The sequence below is a fragment of the Methylobacterium sp. Leaf466 genome (assembly GCF_001425565.1).
Classification (GTDB): Bacteria; Pseudomonadota; Alphaproteobacteria; order Rhizobiales; family Beijerinckiaceae; genus Methylobacterium.
The window spans coordinates 120,764-138,996 of record NZ_LMRC01000034.1; the positions used below are offsets into that span (position 1 = coordinate 120,764).

The following is an 18,233-nucleotide window of genomic DNA, read 5'->3' on the forward strand; positions in this document are numbered from 1 at the left end:
AGTCGGAGACCGACGCCATGTCGGAGCATCGTAGGGAATTGCGCCAGAGGACCTTCCTCAAGGGGCGCATCATCTTCAACAACGGTTCGTCGAGCATGGACTGTCTCGTGCGGGACCTGTCGGCCTCCGGCGCGCGCCTGGCCATCAGCCAGACCGCCATCCTGCCCGAGTCGTTCGACCTCTACATCCCGGTCAAGGAGAAGACCTACCGCTCCAGCCTGCGCTGGCGGCGCAGCGACGGCATCGGCATCACCTTCATGGACGAGGGCGCGGCCAAGAGCGCCGAAGCCAGGAGCGCCGAGGCCAGGAGCGCCGAGGCCAGGAGCGCCGAGGCCAGGAGCGCCGAAGCGAAGGCTGCCGAGGCCAAGGCTGGCGCCGAGGCGACATCGACGGCGGGCGAGGCCCACGCTCGGGAGCCGTCCGCCCCCGCCGCACCGGAACCCGCGGCGTCCGCGCAGGACGCCGCCGCGATGTTCGCCCTCGGGCGCCGGGTGAAGGAACTCGAGGCCGAGAACGCCGCCCTGCGCCAGACCCTCTCGAGCCTGCTCAAGTCCACCGCCGCCTGATCCGCCCGACCGGCGCCGTCATCCGAACTTCGCCTGAGCGCTTCCCAAAGCGGATCTCGGTCATCCTCAGGCGCCGCGGGCTCGGTGATACGCCTCCAACTTTATCGAACCGGAACCCGTATCACGCCGCGAGCGCTGCCCGGATGCGCGCGGCATGCTCGGCCAGCCGCTCGGGATCGGCCATCCGCCCGGTGTGGCCGGTCAGCGCCACGCCCTCGTGGCGCGGCAGGATGTGAACGTGCAGGTGGAACACCGTCTGCCCGCCGGCCGGCTCGTTGTACTGGAAGATCGTCAAGCCATCGGCCGTGAAGGCCGCCTTGACCGCACGGGCGACGCGCTGGACCGTGGCCGCGACGGCGGCCAGCGAGGCCAGCTCCGCATCGAGCAGACCGCGCGCGGGGGCCTTGGGGATCACCAGGGTATGGCCCTCGGCCTGGGGCATCACGTCCATGAAGGCGAGGGTGTCGGCGTCCTCGTAGACCCGATGGGCGGGAATCTCGCCGCGCAGGATCCGGGCGAAGATGTTGGTGGGATCGTACGGGGTCGTCATGGCGTCCGGCTCCGGCTGATGGCGGCGGCACGATGCACAGGCGGGCCGCCGCCGTCCACTCCGCCGCGAACCGCGCGCGCCCTCGCGCGTTCGTCTGCGCAACGCGGCGACAAGGACATAGGATTTCATGGCTCACGAGAGCAACGGGGCCATCTACACCGCCGCGGGCGCCAATCTCGCCATCGCCGCGGCGAAGTTCGTGGGCGCCTTCTTCACGGGAAGCTCGGCGATGCTGGCCGAGGGCGTCCACTCCCTCGTCGATACCGCCAACCAGATCCTGCTGCTGATCGGCCTGAAGCGCGCCAAGCGTCCGGCCAACGCGCGCCACCCGTTCGGCTACGGCCGCGAGATCTATTTCTACGCCTTCATCGTGGCGCTGTTCATCTTCCTCGGTGGCGGCGCCTTCGCCATCTACGAGGGCATCCACAAGATCCAGCACCCGGAAGCGCCCGCCGATGCGGTGATCTGGGGCCGGACCGTTCCGGGCCTGTGGGTCAACCTCGCCATCCTCGGGTTCGCGGTGGTGGCCGAGGGCTACTCCTGCCTCGTGGCGATCAGGGCCTTCTGGAGCGAGAAGGGCAGCCGTCCGCCGATCACCGCGATCCGACGCAGCAAGGACCCGGCCCTGTTCACGGTGCTGGTGGAGGACGTCGCGGCCCTGCTCGGACTGCTGGTGGCCCTGGCCGGCGTCGTCCTCGCCCACGTCCTCGATTGGCCGGCCCTCGACGGCTGGTCCTCGGTGGGCATCGGCCTGATCCTGATCGGGATGGCGATCTTCCTGATGATCGAGACGCACGGCCTTCTCATCGGCGAGGCCGCCGACCCCGAACTCGTGGCCGCCATCGGTACGGCCATGCGCGAGGAACCCGGCGTCCACCACGTCAACGCGGTGCTGACCCAGCACCTGGGTCCCCAGGACATCCTCGTGAACGTCAGCCTCGACATGGACGACGCCATGCGCGCGGGCGAGATCGAGGCCCTGGTCTCGCGCCTGGAGGCGACGCTCAAGCGCGAGCATCCCACCGTCACGCGGGTGTTCATCGAGGTCCAGTCGCGCCGCGACGCGGCGGCGACGCCGGTTCCCGCGTGAGGGCGGTCGTCAGGGTGCCGGTTCGGCCAGCGCCCGGGCCACATCCGCTTCGAAGTCGGTGGGCTTGGTCTGGGGCGGGTAGCGTCCGATCACGCGGCCGTCGCGGCCGACGAGGAACTTGGTGAAGTTCCACTTGATGCCGGTGGTGCCGAGCAGTCCGGGCTTCTCCGACTTCAGATGGGAAAAGACCGGGTCCGCCTCGGGGCCGTTCACCGCGACCTTGGCCATCACCGGGAAGCTGACCTCGTAGGTCAGGCTGCAGAACCGGGCGATCTCGTCGGCGTCGCCGGGCTCCTGCCCCCCGAACTGGTTGCAGGGAAACCCGAGCACCACGAGCCCTTCGGAGCGGTGGCGCCGCCACAGCGCCTCCAGCCCCTCGTATTGCGGGGTGAAGCCGCATTTCGAGGCGGTGTTGACCACGAGCAGCACCTGGCCGCGGTGCCGGGACAGGGGATAGGGCGTGCCGTCGGCGCTCTTGGGCGCGAGGTCGTAGAGGGTGGTCACGGGGTGGCTGCTCCGGTGCGCCGCTCGACGAGGCTGGCGAGATAGGCGGCGCCGAGCGGAATGATGCCGTCGTCGAAGTCGTAGGCCGCGTTGTGGAGGTTGGCGCGCCCCTCCATGCCGATCCAGGCATAGCTGCCGGGCACCGCCGCCGCCATATCTGCGAAATCCTCGCTGCCCATGTGGGCGCGGGCGCGCCCGTTCACCGCCTCCGCCCCGAACAGGTCGCGGGCGATCTGTGTCGCCGCCTCGGTCTCGGCCGGGGCGTTGACGAGCACCGAGAACACGTCCCGGATCTCCACCTCGATCCGGGCGCCGTAGGCTGTCGCCAACCCCGCAGCGAGGTCGCGGATGCGGGTGGCGATCAGGCTGCGCAGGGCCGGATCGAAGCTGCGCACGGTCCCGGCCAGATGCGCCTCCTCGGGGATGACGTTGTAGGCGGCGCCCGCATGGATCCGGGTAATCGACACGACCGCGCTCGCCAGCGGGTCGGCGTTGCGCGCGACGATGGACTGCATCGCCTGGGCCAGGGCGGTGGCCACCAGGATCGGGTCGACGGCGCGGTTGGGCTGGGCCGCGTGGGCGCCGCGCCCGACGACGCGGATGTCGAAGAAATCCGCCGCCGCCATCGCCGGCCCTGGGCAGAACTCGATGCGCCCGCGGGCGAGGTTGGGGGCGTTGTGGAGCCCGTGGACCTCGTCGCAGGGGAAGCGCGCGAACAGGCGATCGGCGATCATGGCCCGCGCGCCCCCGAGCCCCTCTTCCGCAGGCTGGAAGATGAAGAGGGCGGTGCCGGAAAAATCGCGGGTCTCGGCGAGGTAGCGGGCGGCGCCGAGCAGCATGGTGGTGTGGCCGTCGTGGCCGCAGGCGTGCATCTTGCCGGGGATCGTCGAGCGATAGGGCAGGTTCGTCGCCTCCTCGATCGGCAGGGCGTCCATGTCGGCCCGCAGGCCGATGCGGCGCCCGGCGGGCGAGCGCCCCTCCAGCACCCCGACGACCCCGGTCCCGCCGATGCCGCGATGGACCGCGATGCCGTAGGCTTCGAGATGCGCGGCGACGATGCCGGCCGTGCGCACCTCCTCGAAGCCGAGTTCGGGATGGGCGTGGAGGTCGCGGCGCAGGGTCGTCAGTTCGTCGGCGAAGGCGGCGATGCGGTCGATCGGGCTCATGCGTCGTCCTCCTTGTCCGAGCCCGCCTTGTCCGAGCCCGCGGCGCGCCGGAACGGCGTCATGGTCCCGAGGACGTCGGCGGCCTCGGCGACGTGGTCGCGCTCGCGCACCAGGTAGTCCGCCACCGCCCGGCGCAGGGCGGGATCGGCGATGTCGTGGGCCGAATGCATCAGCACCGGCCGGTAGCCCCGGGCGAGCTTGTGCTCGCCCTGCGCCCCCGCCTCCACCCGCTTCAGGCCGCGGGCCAGGGCGAAATCGATGGCCTGGTAGTAGCAGACCTCGAAATGCAGGAAGGGATGGTCCTCCGCGCAGCCCCAGTTGCGGCCGTAGAGGGCGACGTCGCCGATGAGGTTGATGGCCCCGGCGATGTACCGCCCCTCGCGTTTGGCCATCACCAGCAGGATGCGCTCGGGCATGCGCTCGCCGATGAGCGCGAAGAAGCGCCGGTTGAGGTAGGGCCGCCCCCATTTGCGCGCGCCGGTGTCGACGTAGAAGTCGTAGAACGCGTCCCAGACCGCCTCGGTGAGAGCGGCGCCGGTGAGGTGCTCGATGGTGATGCCGTTGGCCAGGGCGTCGCGGCGCTCGCGCCGGATCGCCTTGCGCTTGCGCGAGGCCAGCGCCCCGAGGAAATCCTCGAAGTCGGCGTAGCCGGCGTTGTCCCAGTGGAACTGCTGGTCGACCCGCTGCAGGAAGCCCAGGGCCCCGGCCGCCTCCCACTCGCCCTCCTGCATGAAGGTGACGTGGATCGAGGAGGCCTCGGTCTCCTGGCGCAGGGCGCGCAGGCCCGCGACGAGGGCGGCGCGCGCGAGGTCCGGATCCTGCCCCGGCGCGATCAGGAAGCGCGGCCCGGTGACGGGGGTGAAGGGCACGCTGACCTGGAGCTTCGGATAATAGCTGCCGCCGGCCCGCTCGTAGGCATCGGCCCAGCCGTGGTCGAACACGTATTCGCCCTGGCTGTGCGATTTCAGGTAGCAGGGGACCACGCCCAGGAGGGTGCCCTCCTGCTCCACCGAGACGTGCAGCGGCAGCCAGCCGGTTCGGCGGGAGACGCAGCCGGAATCCTCCAGCGCGGAGAGAAAGGCGTGGCTGACGAACGGGTTGTGGGTCTCGTCGCCACCCGCGAGCGTCTCGGCGGAAGTGGCACAGGCGTCCCATCGCGCGGCCGGGATCTGGGCGAGACCCGTGAGCGGGCGCACCTGCAGTTCCGCCGGTGACGTGGGCGCCTCGTCCGGAGTTTTCATCCTGTCCAATCTAGCCCCATCCCGTCCAATCTAGCCCGATGACGGGGGCGAGCAAGCGGACGCCGGCATCCCCGCCGTCGCAGGGCCCGGCGATGCCGGCGGGGCGGAGTGCGCCGAGCGCCCTTGCCACGTCGGTGGCCGGCGAACGCGGGGAGCGGCTAGGGACGAAACCCCTCGAACACCATCTGATCGGCGTGGGCCGACGCCAGCGCGCGCTGGTCCGGGGTGCGCACCGTCCAGGTCATCACCGGCATCCCGCCGAGACGGCGGCAGAGGTGGGTGGCCGCGCAGGGGAGATCGTCGACCCGCCAGGACAGGAAGTCCGGCCGACTCTCGGAGAGATGCAGCAGGTCGGACAGCGACCGGCGCAGGCTCGGCGCCAGGGCGGCATAGGAGGGGTCGTCCTGGTTGGTCTCGCCCACGATCCCGCGGGGGATCGCCGGGGCGAGGTCGGCGAGCGCCGCGACGAGGGTCGGATCGAACGACTTGACCGCCACCGGCCCGTCCTGGCCGGACACCACCTCGGCCACGCGCCGCACCAGCCGCAGGTCGCCCATGAACCGCGACTTCACCTCGACAACGAGGGGCACCCGGCCGCCGATGGCCGAAAGGAACGCGGACAGGGTGGGAATGCGCTCCCCGGTGCCGGCCACGCCGAGCCGCCCGAGCGCCGCCGCGTCGAGGGCGGCGACGGGGTCGCCGACATCGGTGAGCCGGCCGAGCGCCACGTCGTGGAACACCATCGCCTCGCCGTCGGCGCTGAGCTGGACGTCGCATTCGATGGCGTAGCCGCCGGCGACCGCGGCCTGCGCCGCGGCGAGGGTGTTCTCGGGAATGCCGGCGGCGCGATCGTGCAGGCCGCGATGGGCGATCGGCCGGGCGGTGAGCCAGGCCGGGGCGTTGGCTGCCATCACTTCACCTCGAACATCGCCTCGACCTCGACGGCGGCGTCCAGCGGCAGCCCGGCCACGCCGACGGTGGAACGGGCGTGGCGGCCGCGGTCCCCCAGCACGGCGACCATCAGGTCGGAAGCGCCGTTCATGATCGGCGCGAGCGCATGGAAGCCGGCGGCGGCGTTGATGAAGCCGCCCAGGCGCAGGCACTGGACGACGCCGCGGTCGAGGTCGCCCACCGCCGCCTCCACCTGCGCCAGGACGTTGAGGGCGCAGAGCTTGGCCGCCTCGAACCCGGCCTCGGTGGAGACGCCCTCGCCGAGCTTGCCCTTGTGCGCCGGGGCGATGGTGCCGTCGGGCCCGAAACAGATCTGGCCCGAGACGATGACGAGATTGCCGCTGCGGATGAAGGGAACGTAGTTGGCCACGGGGGCTGCGGCCTTGGGCAGGGTGAGGCCGAGATCGGCCAGGCGTTGCGTGACGGTGCTCATCGGGGCTGGGATCTCCTGGGGCACGAAGCGCGGAAGGCGCGCCGCTGCGCGGCTCTGAACACGGCCGGTGGGACGGATGCAACCCGGAACCGGCCGCGCCTGGCGTCCCTCACCCGGCGTACCTCACCTGGGCCCTCGATGACCGGGAGCCTTTCCTGCTCGCGATGGCGCAGCGGCGGCCGGATGACGAGGCGTCGGCGGCTCTGGATTCCGGGTTCTCCTGCGGCGCCCCGGAACGACCGGGCACGAGGATTTCCCGGTTCGGGTCACATTTCGGGCGTCGGTCGTCGACCTCGGTTCGGAGCCTGCCGGCGAGGCACGCGATTGACAGAACCAGCCATGTCTCTAGTAATCGCGCGCGTGCCGCCCCGTTTCGAGGCGGCATTGTCATTTCCGGCGGCCGCTGTCCCCGATCGCGCATTCACGGAGACGAACACGTGACATCCGCCCTTCTGCCGACCTATGCCCGGGCTCCCATCGCCTTCGAGCGGGGAGAGGGCGCCTGGCTCGTGACGGAGGGCGGCGAGCGCTACCTCGACTTCGGCGCGGGCATCGCGGTCAACGCGCTGGGCCACGCCCACCCCCACCTCGTCGAGGCCCTGACCGCGCAGGCGGCCAAGCTGTGGCACACCTCCAACCTGTTCCAGATCCCGCAGGGCGAGCGCCTCGGGCGGCGCCTCGTGGACGCGACCTTCGCGGACACGGCCTTCTTCTGCAATTCCGGGGCGGAGGCCAACGAGGCCGCCATCAAGATGGCGCGCAAGTACCATGCGGCCGGCGGCGCGCCGGAGCGGTGGCGCATCGTCACCTTCGAGGGCGCCTTCCACGGTCGCACCCTGGCGACGCTGGCCGCCGGCGGGCAGCAGAAGTACATCGAGGGCTTCGGGCCCAAGGCCGACGGCTTCGACCAGGTGCCGTTCGGCGACCACGAGGCGCTGCTCGCGGCCATCGGCCCGGAGACGGCAGCCCTGATGATCGAGCCGATCCAGGGGGAGGGCGGCATCCGCTCGGTGCCGCCGCAGTGCCTGCGCGGCCTGCGCGAGTTGTGCGACGCGCGCGGCCTGCTGCTCATCATGGACGAGGTCCAGACCGGGGTCGGGCGCACGGGCAGGCTGTTCGCGCACGAATGGGCCGGCATGGCCCCCGACATCATGAGCGCGGCCAAGGGCATCGGCGGCGGCTTCCCCCTCGGGGTCTGCCTCGCCACCGCCGAGGCCGCCCGCGGCATGACGGCCGGCAGCCACGGCACCACCTTCGGCGGCAACCCCCTCGCCATGGCGGTGGGCAACGCCGTCCTCGACGTGGTGCTGGCCGACGGCTTCCTCGACCACGTCCAGCGCATGGGGCTCCTGCTCAAGCAGCGCCTCGCCGCGCTCAAGGACCGCCACCCCCATATCGTCGCCGAGATCCGCGGCAGCGGCCTGCTGCTGGGGCTCAAGCTCAACGTGCCCAACACCGATTTCGCCGCCGCGGCCCGCGACCACCACCTGCTGGTGATCCCCGCCAGCGACAACGTGGTCCGGCTGTTGCCTCCGCTGATCGTCACGGACGCCGACGTCGAGGCGGCCGTGGAGCGTCTCGAGGCGACCGCGGCCGGCCTCGAGCGCGACATCCGCGGCGCCGCCGCGTGAGCCTCCCGACGCAGACGTGATCCCGTCGTGAGCGACGGGCCTCATTTTCCAACCGGACGACCGGAACCCGGACGCATCGAACGGGGTCCTCATCGGGGCCGGACAAGTTGAAGAACGGACAGATGACGACGACGACCTCCGGGACCGCCACAGCCGCCAGCCACGCGGGTCCCCGCCACTTCCTCGACCTCAAGGATTTCTCCGGGGAGGACCTGCGCGCGATCCTCGACTCCAGCGCCGCCATGAAGGGCCGCCGCCGCAAGGGCGAGGTCGCGGCCGAACGGCCCCTCACCGGCCGGATGCTGGCGATGGTGTTCGACCGCCCCTCCACCCGCACCCGGGTCTCCTTCGACGTGGCGATGCGCGAGCTCGGCGGCGAGACGCTGATGCTCACCGGCAAGGAGATGCAGCTCGGGCGCGGCGAGACCGTGGGCGACACCGCCCGCGTGCTGTCGCGCTACATCGATGCGATCATGATCCGCATCCTCGACCACGACCTGATGCTCGAACTCGCCGAGCATGCCGAGGTGCCGGTGATCAACGCGCTCACCAAGGTCTCGCACCCCTGCCAGATCATGGCCGACGTCATGACCTTCGAGGAGCACCGCGGGCCGATCCGGGGCCGCACCATCGCCTGGTCGGGGGACGCCAACAACGTGCTCGCCTCCTGGGCGCATGCGGCCGCGCGCTTCGACTTCACCCTCAACGTCGCCGCCCCGCCCGACCTGTCGGTTCCCCCCGACCTGATCGCCTGGGCGAAGGCCGAGGGCGCGCGCCTCAACCTCACCACCGATCCCTACGAGGCGGTGGCGGGTGCGGACGCGGTGGTGACCGACTGCTGGGTCTCCATGGGCGACGAGGACGAGCATTCCCGCCACGCCCTGCTCATGCCCTACCAGGTCGATGCCCGCCTGATGAAGGCGGCGGCCAAGGACGCGCTGTTCCTCCATTGCCTGCCGGCCCACCGCGGCGAGGAGGTCACCGCCGAGGTGATCGACGGGCCGCAGTCGGTGGTGTTCGACGAGGCCGAGAACCGGCTGCACGCGCAGAAGGGGATCCTGGCCTGGTGCCTGGGGGCGGGCGGGGCCTGAACCCAGGGTTGGGGATGGTCTTGCAGCGGCGGCGGCGAAGGACCGATACGTCGGAACACCGACGGGAGTGGCCTTGACTGTGTTGACATCGTGTATACGATTTGTCGATGGAAGCGCGGTCTTCGGACCTTCCAGACGACGGAGGCGTCCATGAGTGTCGACGGCCTGGATGGCCTTCCGCCGCGCCGCAGCTCCACGATCAACCTGCGCATCGAGGGCGAGACGCGCGATCTGATCGATAGCGCAGCCTCGGTCCTCGGCAAGACGCGGACCGAGTTCATGATCGATACCGCACGCCGCCATGCCGTCGACGTTCTGCTGGACCAGCGCCTGTTCGTGCTGGACGACGCACGGCACGCCGCCTTCGTATCGGCCCTCGACGCACCGCCGTCGCCTGGCCCCCGGCTGACCGCGCTGATGCGCAAGACACCGCTTTGGGACAGGTGAGCAATGCTCGGGCGCCCAGTGCCGCTCGGAGCGCATCACATCCTGGACCGCTTCGCATGCGGGCGGCCCGTGCTCGACGATTGGCTGAAGAACCAAGCCCGTCGCAGCGAAGGGAAGTTCGCCCGTACCTACGTCGTGTGCGAAGACGATGTCGTGGTAGGCTACTACTGCGTCTCGGCTGGAACGGTGGAGCGCGCAGGCGCCCCGGGGCGGCTGCGGCGCAATGCTCCCGAGCCGATCCCGGTCTCGATCCTCGGTCGCCTGGCGGTCGACCTTACCCATGCCGGTCGCGGGCTCGGCGCGGACCTACTCGCGGATGCTTTCCGGAGGATCGCGCAGGCCGCCGAGATCATCGGGATCGGCGCCGTCATGGTCCATGCCCTCGATGAGGCAGCGCTGGCGTTCTATCGACGGCAGGCGGAGTTTCTGGCCTTTCCGGACGGGTCACGCACCCTGTTCCTTCCCATGGGGACGATCTCGGGCAGCCTGTGACGCGGGCCGGCAGGCTTGTGTGTGATACCAAGGCGCGACACGTCATCCACGGTCAGTCACGGGCGGGCGGCAGCCTTCGAAGGGTCGATTGCGTTCCTTCGGCATCGGGTTCCCGCATGACCCTGCAGCACCGTTCCACGAGCCGAAGGGAGGGGCCATGGCCTCCGGACACGAGACATCCGCCGTCATCGAGGGCGAGGACGACGTCGCCCTGCCGTTTTCGGTGGAGGCGCTGGACGTGCGCGGCCGCGTCGTGCGCCTAGGCGCGTCCGTCGACACCATCCTGCGCCGGCACGGCTATCCCGATCCGGTGGCGCGGCTGCTGGGCGAGGCGGCGGCACTGACGGTGCTGCTCGGCTCGTCGCTGAAGTTCGAGGGCCGTTTCCAGCTCCAGACCCGCACCGACGGCCCGGTGGAGATGATCGTCGTCGATTTCGAGGCGCCCGATTCCTTGCGCGCCACCGCCCGCTTCGACGCGGCGCGGATCTCGGCCCTGGGCGTACCGCCGCTCAAGAGCGAGGACCTGATCGGGCAGGGGCATCTGGCCATGACCATCGACCAGGGCTCCGAGCGCAGCCGCTACCAGGGCGTCGTGGCGTTGGAAGGCCAGAGCCTGGAGGAGGCGGCCCACCAGTACTTCCGCCAGTCCGAGCAGATCCCGACGCAGGTGCGCCTGGCCGTGGCCGAACGGTTCGAGGACGGCGTCACCAGCTACCGGGCCGGCGGCCTGCTCGTGCAGTTCCTGCCCCAATCCATCGACCGCGCGCGGTTGGCCGACCTGCCGCCGGGCGACATCCCCGAGGGCCACCTCCATGTCGGCGGCGGGACGGCGCCCGAGGACGACGCCTGGGTCGAGGCGCGCTCGCTGGTCGCCACCGTGGAGGACCACGAACTCGTCGATCCCACCGTGTCGTCGCAGCGGCTGCTCTACCGCCTGTTCCACGAGCGCGGCGTCCGGGTGTTCGAGGCGCAGGGCGTGCGCGAGCAATGCCGCTGTTCGCCCGAGCGGGTCCTCGGGATGATCCGCTCGTTCTCGGTGCAGGAACGCCGTGACATGGTCGCCGACGACGGCCGCATCGGCATCACCTGCGAGTTCTGCTCGCGCCGCTACGATCTCGATCCGGCGGAGGTCGAGGCGGACGGCGGCGCGCACTGATCTCGACCGGACGGCCCGAGACTCGACCGAGACCCGGGCTCTCGCCGTCACGCGCGAGGTCTGTCGTCACGCATGCTGTCATCTTGCGATGCGAGATGACAGGACGTCGTTTTTCTTGCCGGCGGAAACGAACGGTTTTGCCCCGTTCGACGTTTCGGATCCCTGAAGATCTGGGAGGAACGTCGATGAAGAAGATCGGATTGGGTCTCGCCGCATTACTGATGTCGACATCGGTCTATGCACAAGGTGCCGGCACGGCGGCCGGCGGCAGCGCCGCGCGCGAGGGTGCGGGCGCCAGCGGGCAAGTCAGCGGCGGTGGGCAGGGCAACGCCGGGCAGGGCAACGCCTCGCAGGGAATGGGCCAGAAGGCGTCCGAGGGACGCGCAGGCGCATCGGCCAAGCAGGACAATGCCCAGCCGGGTCCGGCGGGGCGTGACGCCGCGGGCGCGGATTCCGGCAAGCGCGATGCGTCCAGGCAGGATTCCGGCAAGACGGAGGGCAGATCCGGCGGTGAGGCCTCCGACCGTCGCGACACCGCGGGTCGGGACGGCGGACGCGACGAGAGGGCCGAGCGGCGCGGTGGACGCGACGGCATGCGCGGCGACCGTGACGACCGGTCGGTGAGCCGCCGTGGCGAGCGCCGGATCGACACCCGGGTGGAGGGACGCACCCGCACCAGCCAGCGCACCGTGCTGCTGGGCGGCCGGCGCGTGGTCTACGGCTCGCCCGAGTACCGGCGCCTCGTGGTGATCGAGCGTCGCCGTGGCGGCAATCGCTACGTCGAGGGCGGCCGCCGCCGCTACGTCACCATCCGCGGCCAGCGCGTCGTCTACGGCTCGCCGCAGTACCGGCGCCTCGTCACCGTGCGCGAGACCACCAAGCGCCGTCCCGGCTCGCGCTACGTGGTGGTTCGCGGCCAACGCGTCGTCTACGGCTCGCCGCAGTATCGACGCCTCACGGTGACCACCCGCGAGCGTGGCGGCGTGTCCGTGGGGGCCCGCTTCAGCGAGCGCTCGCGCGGTGGCGTGGAGGTGCGCAACAGCGTCTCGACGCGCAGCGAGTCCCGCGAGGAGCGCCGCACCGGGGGTGGCATGCGCAACGAGGGCGGGCGTAACGAGGCCGGCCGCGGCGACATGAACCGCCGCGACGAGAACCGCAACGGGCAGGGCCGGGCCGAGCGGTCCGGCAATGCCGGCCGCGAGGGCGGTTCCGAGCAGCAGGGCATCCGCAACGCCGCCGATCGCGGCGGGGCCGACGCCGACAAGGGCACCACGAACGCCGGCGGCCGCTCCATGGGCGGGAATTCCGAGGGCAGTCGCGGCGGTGCCGCCGGTCAGTCCGCGCCGGGTGGCGCACCGCGCAACTGATCGCTCGGGACAGGCCCGACGCCCCGAAGAGCCGGAGCGGCAGCCAGCCGCTCCGGCTCTTCCACGTCGTCTCCGCGGGGCCCCGGAAGAACCGTCAGCTCTTGAGCACCGGCTCGGCGATCTCGCCGCCGCCCCGGCGCGCCAGGTAGGCCGGCTGGAACAGGCACATCCGCACCGCGTCGCGGTACTTGCCGTTCACGAAGAACTCGTCCTTGAGGATGCCCTCGGGCTCGAAGCCGCAGCGTTCGTAGATGCGCACCGCGCGGGCATTGTCGCGATCCACATGCAGGTAGAGCTTGTGGATGTTGAGGACGCTGAAGGCGTAGTCCATGGCGATCCGGGTGGCGCGGGGCGCATAGCCCTGCCCCTGGAAGGCCGGGTGGATCGCGATCTGGAATTCGCAGCGCCGGTGGAGGTGGTTGATCTCCACGAGCTCGACGAGGCCGGCGGGCGCGCCGTCGGAATTGGCGATGATGAAGCGCCGCTCGGTCTGGTTGTGGATGTTGCGCTCGTAGAGCTGCGCCAGTTCGGCGAAGGACTCGTAGGCCTCCTCGAACCAGTAGCGCATGATGCTGTCGTTGTTGTTGAGCTGATGCACGAACATCAGGTCCTCGCGCTCCAGCGGCCGGAGCTTGACCGGGCCGTCGGCGGCGATGGTGCGGGGGGTGACGGTTCTCATGACGGGACGGCCCTCACGAACCCGCGCAGTCGGCGGCAAGGCGGCGCATGAAGGCGGCGCCCGCCTCCAGGGCCGCGAGGGTGATGAATTCGTCGGGCTGGTGGGCCTGGTCGATGGAGCCGGGCCCGCACACCACGGTGGGGATGCCCGCCGCCTGGAAGCGGCCGGCCTCGGTGGCATAGGGCACCGAGATCGTGTGGTTGCGGCCCGCCAGCCGCAGCGCCAGCCGCTCGGCGTCGGAACCGGGCTCGGGCGCCAGCCCCGGCACCGCCACCTCCTCCAGGGTCTCGATGCGCCCGAACGGGCCGTAGCGGTTCAGCCGGTCGCGGGTGACGGCGGCGACCCTCGCCTCGAACAGGGCCGGGATCTCGGCCATGTCGAGGTCGGGCAGGCCGCGGAACTCCCAGTGGAAGGTGCAGACCTTGGGCAGGATGTTGCGGGCCGTGCCGCCGTGGATCGTACCCACGTGGACTGTGGTGGCCGGCGGGTCGAACCGGCCCGAGGCGTCGCCCCGCGCGATCATCGCGTCGGCGATGCGGTTGAGCTCCGACACGAGGTCTGCCGCCGCCATCACGGCGTTGGCCCCGAGCATGGGCTTGGCGGAATGGGCCTCGTGCCCGTGGACGGTGGTGAGATAGGTGACGATGCTCTTGTGGGCGTCGGCCACCTCCATGTCGGTGGGCTCGCCGACGACGACCGCGCCGGGCCGGGGCAGATCGGCGCCGAACCGGGCGATGGTGTCGGCCACCCCGAGGCAGGTGGTCTCCTCGTCGTAGGACAGGAGGATATGGATCGGCCGCTTGAGGCCTGCGGCGAGGAAGTCCGGCACGGCGGCGAGCGCCAGGGCGCAGAAGCCCTTCATGTCGACGGCCCCGCGGCCGATGGCCCGCCCGTCCTCCACCCGCAGGGCGAAGGGGTCGCCGGTCCAGGCCTGGCCCGTGACGGGGACGACGTCGGTATGGCCCGAGAGCACGACGCCGCCGTCGACCCTGGGGCCGAGGGTGGCGAAGATCGCGGCCTTGTCGCCGGCCGCGTTGGGCACGCGCACCGTGGGCACGCCCCAGCCCGCGAGGTAGTCGCAGACCATGTCGACGAGGGGCAGGTTGGTCTTCGAACTCTCGGTGTCGAACGCGACGAGGTGTTCGAGCAGCTCGAGGTGCGTCAGCCGCCGTCCGTGCGCGGACATGACGGTCAGTGGACGCTGCGGCGGACGTGCGGCGAATCGAGGGAGAAGGCCGGGATCTCGGCCTCGAAGCTTTCGCCGGCGTGTGTCGCCATGGTGTAGCTGCCGGCCATGAGCCCGTCCGGCGTCGTGAGCGGGCAGCCGCTGGTGTAGCTGAACGATTCGCCCGGATCGAGCACCGGCTGCTTGCCGACGACCCCGGCGCCGCGCACCTCCTGGCAGGCGCCGCGCCCGTCGATGATGCGCCAGTGGCGCGAGCGCAGCTGCACCGGCTCGGAGCCGTTGTTCACGATCTCGACGGTGTAGGCGAAGAAGTAGCGGCTCTCGCTCGGGGAGGATTCCTCCTCCACGAAGCGGGGCTCGACGGTCACGCTGATGCCGCGCGTCTGGGCCTTGTACATGGCTGAAAGAAGCTCCTGACCCGCATCGTCCGGGCTCGCGCCGCCAACGCGACAGGGATGTGATGCCGTGGTACGTCCGCCCGAAAACCGCGTCAATCGGTACGGCGACCGATCCCCGCCGAGGACCCAATCCGTGCGTCAGGAGACCCGGCCCATCGCGCCGACCGACATGGCCCCGGTGCGGCTCGTCCCCTTCGACGCGCTCCTCGGGGCGCTCGGCCTCGGCGGTCTCGCGCTCGGGTTCGCCTGGGTCGATCCCGAGGGCAACCGCTGGCCCGCCGGCGCCCTGATCGGGGCGCTCGTGGTCGACGGGCTCGGTCGCCTGGCCGGGCGCATCGCGGCCCGCCGCAGCCCCGGGCACGGGGCGATGGCGATGGCCTCGCTCATCCTGCTGCCCGATCGCGCCGTGCCGGCGGTGGCCGTCGCCCTGGCCGCCGCCGCGATCGCCTGGGGGGAGGGATTTCCCGTGATGGCGAGCCTCGTGGCCGGCCTCCTGGCGATGGGCGGCATCGCGCGCCTGGCCATCGTGCGCCGGATTCTCGCCGGGGAGACCGCCGACGATCCCGAACCCTGACCGGACGCCCGCGGGCCGCGGGCAAACGCGGTTTACGGGGATTTAAGCGTTCTGCCGCCTAGGTGGGGAAGGGCTCGGGTGGGGAAAGGCTTGCCGGCCCACCGACCGGGCCGGACGGGAGCGCGGGCTGAACGGCATGAGCACACGGCGCGAGTCCCAGGCCCCGACCGTCCCCGGCATCCTGTCGTCGCAGGGCATCGCCGCCCTGACCGAGGCCGGCGGCATCCTCCCCGCCACGCCCTTCGCCCACGACCAGATCCAGCCGGCCAGCCTCGACCTGCGGCTCGGGAGCCGGGTCTACCGGGTCCGCACCAGCTTCCTGCCGGGCAACCGCGCGGTGGCCTCCTGCATCGAGGCCTTCGCCCTGCACGAGATGGACCTGACCGGCGGCGCCGTCCTGGAGACCGGCTGCGTCTTCATCGCCGAGTTGCAGGAGGGCCTCGCCCTGCCCCCCGACGTCTCGGCCGGCGCCAACCCCAAGAGCTCCACCGGGCGCATCGACGTCTTCACCCGGGTCATCACCGACGGGGGGGCCGCCTTCGACCAGGTCGAGGCCGGCTACCACGGCCCGCTCTATGCCGAGATCTCGCCGCGCACCTTCCCGGTGAAGGTGCGCACCGGCTCGCGCCTGTCGCAGATCCGCTTCCGGCGCGGCGAGGTCCGGCTCACCGACACCGAACTCGCCGCCCTCCATGCCCGCTCGCCGGTGGTGAACAGCGCCGCGCCCTCGTTCCAGGGGGGTGTCGCCGTCTCGGTGGACCTCTCCGGCTTCGACGGGCTGATCGGCTACCGGGCGCGGCGCCATACCGGCCTCGTCGACGTCGATGCGCCGGGCCGCCACAGGGTGGCCGATTTCTGGGAGCCGATCCCGGCGGACGCGTCGCGCGCGCTCATCCTCGATCCGGGCCAGTTCTACATCCTGGCCTCGAAGGAGGCGGTGCAGGTGCCGCCCGACCACGCCGCCGAGATGGTGCCGTTCGATCCGCTGGTGGGCGAATTCCGGGTGCATTACGCCGGCTTCTTCGATCCCGGCTTCGGCCATGCCAGCGCCGGCGGCGCCGGCGCGCGGGCGGTGCTCGAGGTGCGCTCGCGCGACGTGCCGTTCCTGCTCGAGGACGGACAGGTGGTGGGCCGCCTCGTCTACGAGCGCATGGCGCAGGTTCCGACCACCCTCTACGGCTCCGGGGCCGGCTCGAACTACCAGGCCCAGGGCCTCAAGCTGTCGAAGCACTTCGTCTGAGAACGACCGCCCTCAGGGAACCGCCGGGCGCTGGACCGGCCCCTTGCGGGCGGGCGGCTTTGCGGCCTCGACCTCCGACACGGCCGGATCGCCGGCCAGGACCGGCAGCATGTCGAGGCTGAGGGGCGGGGGCGCCGGCCGCGCGGCCGTTCTGGCGGGCGGCGGCACCGCGAGCGGAGTTGCCGGAGGCGAGACGACGGAGGGAGTCGCCGCCGGGGCAGCGGGTTTGGGTGGATCGACGGCCACCGCCGTCCGAACCGGCGGCATCGCAGCCGGGGGCTGACCCGGCGCCGGCCTGGCGATGGGGACGACGGCCACGGGGCGCGGCTCGATCCGCTTCACCTCGGGTTGGGCGGCGGCGGTGAGGACCGGCTTTCGCCCGACGAAGGACGGGATCGCCAGGGCCGACACCACCGCGACCGCGACGAGCGCCGGAACGATCAGACGCTCGAACGGCCGACGCCGCGACACCGAGCGCAGCGGACCGGCGGCGAGCCGTCGCCCGAACGGAAGGCGCCAGCGCCGCGAGATGTCGAGGTCCGCCTCGTCCTGACTGTGTCCCGCCATGCCGAGCCCCCGCCCGCATTGTCATTGCTATGACTGACGGAACTATAGAGCGGCCGGAGACGAGTCAATTTCTGGACGGTAAACCGACATGGACAAGCCGTCGACTGACGAAACTTCCGCCGGACTTGGAGCGCACCGCCCTCACCGGTCGCCGACGGGGCCGGAGACTCTAGACGTCGGCGGCGGCACGGTCGACGAACCATCGCACCGGCCCGCGGACACGGGCGGCCGGCAGGTCCTCGCCCGCCGCCAGCCGCGCGAGCGGGTCGCGTTTTCCCGGCCCGCTGACGAGGAGCAGCACCGAACGGGCGGAAGCCAGGGCGGGAAAGGTCAGGCTGACGCGGGGCACGAACGGGGTCATCCCGGCCTCGGGCACCGCCACCACCCAGGCCGTGGTCTCCTCCAGGGCGGGCTGGCCGGGAAACAGCGAGGCGACGTGGCCGTCCTCGCCGAGGCCGAGCAGGACGAGGTCGAACAGGGGGCGAGCCGGATCGAGGGTCTCGGCACCGTAGAACGCCTTGAGCGCCGCCTCGTAGCGGCCGGCGGCGGCGTGCGGGCCGTCCGCCATCGGGATCGGATGGAACTGGCCGGCGGGGATGGCGCTCGCCGGCCCGAGGGCCTCGCGCGCCATGCGGACGTTGCTCAGGTCATCCTCGGCGGCCACGGCGCGGTCGTCGCCGAAGAACCAGTGCAGGCGCGACCAGGGGAGGTCGGCATACTCCGCCCCGGCGAGCGCCGTGTAGAGACGCCGGGGCGTCGAGCCGCCCGACAGGCACACGGCGATGCGCCCGTGCGGCGCCGAGGCGCACAGGGCCCGCAGGTGGTCGGCGGCGGCCCTGGCCACCGCGTCGGCGTCGTCGAACAGGACCGTGCCCTGGGGGAGGGGGATCATCGCGCGGCACCT

Annotated in this window: 20 protein-coding genes and 1 pseudogene; 10 read left to right on the forward strand and 11 right to left on the reverse strand. The window is 71.5% G+C overall.

From position 1 onward, the window contains the following. Window positions 1–17 precede the first annotated feature (17 nt). Window positions 18–257, forward strand: a pseudogene (locus ASG59_RS21350) (PilZ domain-containing protein); the annotation flags it as partial. Between the two features lie 430 nt (window positions 258–687). Here ASG59_RS21350 and ASG59_RS16735 read toward each other — a convergent pair. Next, on the reverse strand, window positions 688–1,116 hold the full coding sequence (locus ASG59_RS16735) for an HIT family protein (protein WP_056410193.1): 429 nt from the start codon (window positions 1,114–1,116) through the stop codon (window positions 688–690). Window positions 1,117–1,243: 127 nt separating this feature from the next. On the opposite strand from ASG59_RS16735, the gene ASG59_RS16740 reads away from it, so the two are divergent. Next, window positions 1,244–2,206: a cation diffusion facilitator family transporter gene (locus tag ASG59_RS16740; protein WP_056410195.1), complete on the forward strand. Its 963-nt coding sequence runs from the start codon at window positions 1,244–1,246 to the stop codon at window positions 2,204–2,206. Window positions 2,207–2,215: 9 nt separating this feature from the next. On the opposite strand, the gene ASG59_RS16745 is transcribed toward ASG59_RS16740, so the two are convergent. The 5 genes from ASG59_RS16745 to ASG59_RS16765 all read right to left on the reverse strand — a co-directional run bounded on the left by ASG59_RS16745 (window position 2,216) and on the right by ASG59_RS16765 (window position 6,501). Continuing rightward, a complete protein-coding gene (locus ASG59_RS16745) occupies window positions 2,216–2,710 on the reverse strand; it encodes a glutathione peroxidase (protein ID WP_056410196.1) in 495 nt (164 codons plus the stop codon). Beyond that, window positions 2,707–3,876: a M20 aminoacylase family protein gene (locus tag ASG59_RS16750; protein ID WP_056410199.1), complete on the reverse strand. Its 1,170-nt coding sequence runs from the start codon at window positions 3,874–3,876 to the stop codon at window positions 2,707–2,709. The genes ASG59_RS16745 and ASG59_RS16750 overlap by 4 nt, the downstream gene beginning before the upstream one ends. Next, window positions 3,873–5,117: a GNAT family N-acetyltransferase gene (locus tag ASG59_RS16755; RefSeq protein ID WP_055885119.1), complete on the reverse strand. Its 1,245-nt coding sequence runs from the start codon at window positions 5,115–5,117 to the stop codon at window positions 3,873–3,875. The genes ASG59_RS16750 and ASG59_RS16755 overlap by 4 nt, the downstream gene beginning before the upstream one ends. 158 nt (window positions 5,118–5,275) lie before the next feature. Then, window positions 5,276–6,028 carry a glycerophosphodiester phosphodiesterase family protein gene (locus tag ASG59_RS16760; protein WP_056410201.1) on the reverse strand — a complete coding sequence of 251 codons (753 nt, stop codon included), beginning with the start codon at window positions 6,026–6,028 and terminating at the stop codon, window positions 5,276–5,278. Beyond that, window positions 6,028–6,501: a RidA family protein gene (locus ASG59_RS16765; protein ID WP_056285304.1), complete on the reverse strand. Its 474-nt coding sequence runs from the start codon at window positions 6,499–6,501 to the stop codon at window positions 6,028–6,030. Before ASG59_RS16765 ends, ASG59_RS16760 begins: the two co-directional genes overlap by 1 nt. A gap of 437 nt (window positions 6,502–6,938) precedes the next feature. Between ASG59_RS16765 and ASG59_RS16770 the strand changes: the two genes are divergently transcribed. The 6 genes from ASG59_RS16770 (at window position 6,939) to ASG59_RS16795 (ending at window position 12,685) form a co-directional block, all read left to right on the forward strand. Beyond that, window positions 6,939–8,132, forward strand: a complete 1,194-nt coding sequence (locus ASG59_RS16770) for an aspartate aminotransferase family protein (protein ID WP_056410203.1) — start codon at window positions 6,939–6,941, stop codon at window positions 8,130–8,132. Between the two features lie 122 nt (window positions 8,133–8,254). Next, window positions 8,255–9,223 (forward strand): ornithine carbamoyltransferase, encoded by a 969-nt coding sequence (argF, locus tag ASG59_RS16775; protein WP_056410483.1) that lies wholly within the window; start codon window positions 8,255–8,257, stop codon window positions 9,221–9,223. 150 nt (window positions 9,224–9,373) lie between these two features. Next, window positions 9,374–9,670, forward strand: coding sequence for a DUF1778 domain-containing protein (locus tag ASG59_RS16780; protein WP_055889023.1), 297 nt, complete (start codon window positions 9,374–9,376; stop codon window positions 9,668–9,670). A 69-nt stretch (window positions 9,671–9,739) separates the two neighbouring features. Further along, entirely contained in the window at window positions 9,740–10,162 is a 423-nt protein-coding gene (locus tag ASG59_RS16785; protein ID WP_347379716.1) for a GNAT family N-acetyltransferase, read from the forward strand. Between the two features lie 157 nt (window positions 10,163–10,319). After that, window positions 10,320–11,318, forward strand: coding sequence for an Hsp33 family molecular chaperone (locus tag ASG59_RS16790; protein ID WP_055889028.1), 999 nt, complete (start codon window positions 10,320–10,322; stop codon window positions 11,316–11,318). Window positions 11,319–11,503: 185 nt separating this feature from the next. Then, entirely contained in the window at window positions 11,504–12,685 is a 1,182-nt protein-coding gene (locus tag ASG59_RS16795) for a hypothetical protein (RefSeq protein ID WP_082528816.1), read from the forward strand. A gap of 94 nt (window positions 12,686–12,779) precedes the next feature. Here the strand turns inward: ASG59_RS16795 and speG are convergent, their stop codons facing one another. The 3 genes from speG to apaG are packed head-to-tail and all read right to left on the reverse strand — an operon-like array spanning window position 12,780 to window position 14,948. Continuing rightward, window positions 12,780–13,364, reverse strand: coding sequence for a spermidine N1-acetyltransferase (speG, locus tag ASG59_RS16800; protein ID WP_055889035.1), 585 nt, complete (start codon window positions 13,362–13,364; stop codon window positions 12,780–12,782). 13 nt (window positions 13,365–13,377) lie between these two features. Then, the gene (gene argE / locus ASG59_RS16805) at window positions 13,378–14,550 is read right to left on the reverse strand and encodes an acetylornithine deacetylase (RefSeq protein ID WP_056410209.1); all 1,173 of its coding nucleotides are present in this window, start codon (window positions 14,548–14,550) and stop codon (window positions 13,378–13,380) included. 5 nt (window positions 14,551–14,555) lie between these two features. Continuing rightward, on the reverse strand, window positions 14,556–14,948 hold the full coding sequence (gene apaG, locus ASG59_RS16810; protein ID WP_056285323.1) for a Co2+/Mg2+ efflux protein ApaG: 393 nt from the start codon (window positions 14,946–14,948) through the stop codon (window positions 14,556–14,558). A gap of 133 nt (window positions 14,949–15,081) precedes the next feature. Here apaG and ASG59_RS16815 point away from each other — a divergent pair, with 133 nt between their 5' ends. Continuing rightward, a complete protein-coding gene (locus ASG59_RS16815; protein WP_056410212.1) occupies window positions 15,082–15,522 on the forward strand; it encodes a hypothetical protein in 441 nt (146 codons plus the stop codon). Window positions 15,523–15,658: 136 nt separating this feature from the next. Beyond that, entirely contained in the window at window positions 15,659–16,762 is a 1,104-nt protein-coding gene (locus ASG59_RS16820) for a 2'-deoxycytidine 5'-triphosphate deaminase (RefSeq protein WP_056410214.1), read from the forward strand. A gap of 12 nt (window positions 16,763–16,774) precedes the next feature. Here the strand turns inward: ASG59_RS16820 and ASG59_RS16825 are convergent, their stop codons facing one another. Both ASG59_RS16825 and pgl read right to left on the reverse strand, forming a co-directional pair. Further along, complete coding sequence (locus tag ASG59_RS16825; protein WP_056410216.1) at window positions 16,775–17,329, reverse strand: hypothetical protein; 555 nt, start codon at window positions 17,327–17,329, stop codon at window positions 16,775–16,777. A gap of 169 nt (window positions 17,330–17,498) precedes the next feature. Beyond that, entirely contained in the window at window positions 17,499–18,221 is a 723-nt protein-coding gene (gene pgl, locus ASG59_RS16830) for a 6-phosphogluconolactonase (RefSeq protein WP_056410219.1), read from the reverse strand. Window positions 18,222–18,233 lie beyond the last annotated feature (12 nt).

What these genes read in the sequence shown, in the direction of transcription:
- apaG (WP_056285323.1), bottom strand. Translation starts at nt 14,948, where the DNA reads ATGTACAAGGCCCAGACGCGCGGCATCAGCGTGACCGTCGAGCCCCGC.
- ASG59_RS16825 (WP_056410216.1), bottom strand. Translation starts at nt 17,329, where the DNA reads ATGGCGGGACACAGTCAGGACGAGGCGGACCTCGACATCTCGCGGCGC.
- ASG59_RS16740 (WP_056410195.1), top strand. Translation starts at nt 1,244, where the DNA reads ATGGCTCACGAGAGCAACGGGGCCATCTACACCGCCGCGGGCGCCAAT.
- ASG59_RS16790 (WP_055889028.1), top strand. Translation starts at nt 10,320, where the DNA reads ATGGCCTCCGGACACGAGACATCCGCCGTCATCGAGGGCGAGGACGAC.
- ASG59_RS16820 (WP_056410214.1), top strand. Translation starts at nt 15,659, where the DNA reads ATGAGCACACGGCGCGAGTCCCAGGCCCCGACCGTCCCCGGCATCCTG.
- ASG59_RS16750 (WP_056410199.1), bottom strand. Translation starts at nt 3,876, where the DNA reads ATGAGCCCGATCGACCGCATCGCCGCCTTCGCCGACGAACTGACGACC.
- argF (WP_056410483.1), top strand. Translation starts at nt 8,255, where the DNA reads ATGACGACGACGACCTCCGGGACCGCCACAGCCGCCAGCCACGCGGGT.
- ASG59_RS16760 (WP_056410201.1), bottom strand. Translation starts at nt 6,028, where the DNA reads ATGGCAGCCAACGCCCCGGCCTGGCTCACCGCCCGGCCGATCGCCCAT.
- argE (WP_056410209.1), bottom strand. Translation starts at nt 14,550, where the DNA reads ATGTCCGCGCACGGACGGCGGCTGACGCACCTCGAGCTGCTCGAACAC.
- ASG59_RS16795 (WP_082528816.1), top strand. Translation starts at nt 11,504, where the DNA reads ATGAAGAAGATCGGATTGGGTCTCGCCGCATTACTGATGTCGACATCG.
- ASG59_RS16755 (WP_055885119.1), bottom strand. Translation starts at nt 5,117, where the DNA reads ATGAAAACTCCGGACGAGGCGCCCACGTCACCGGCGGAACTGCAGGTG.
- ASG59_RS16735 (WP_056410193.1), bottom strand. Translation starts at nt 1,116, where the DNA reads ATGACGACCCCGTACGATCCCACCAACATCTTCGCCCGGATCCTGCGC.
- ASG59_RS16765 (WP_056285304.1), bottom strand. Translation starts at nt 6,501, where the DNA reads ATGAGCACCGTCACGCAACGCCTGGCCGATCTCGGCCTCACCCTGCCC.
- pgl (WP_056410219.1), bottom strand. Translation starts at nt 18,221, where the DNA reads ATGATCCCCCTCCCCCAGGGCACGGTCCTGTTCGACGACGCCGACGCG.
- ASG59_RS16780 (WP_055889023.1), top strand. Translation starts at nt 9,374, where the DNA reads ATGAGTGTCGACGGCCTGGATGGCCTTCCGCCGCGCCGCAGCTCCACG.
- speG (WP_055889035.1), bottom strand. Translation starts at nt 13,364, where the DNA reads ATGAGAACCGTCACCCCCCGCACCATCGCCGCCGACGGCCCGGTCAAG.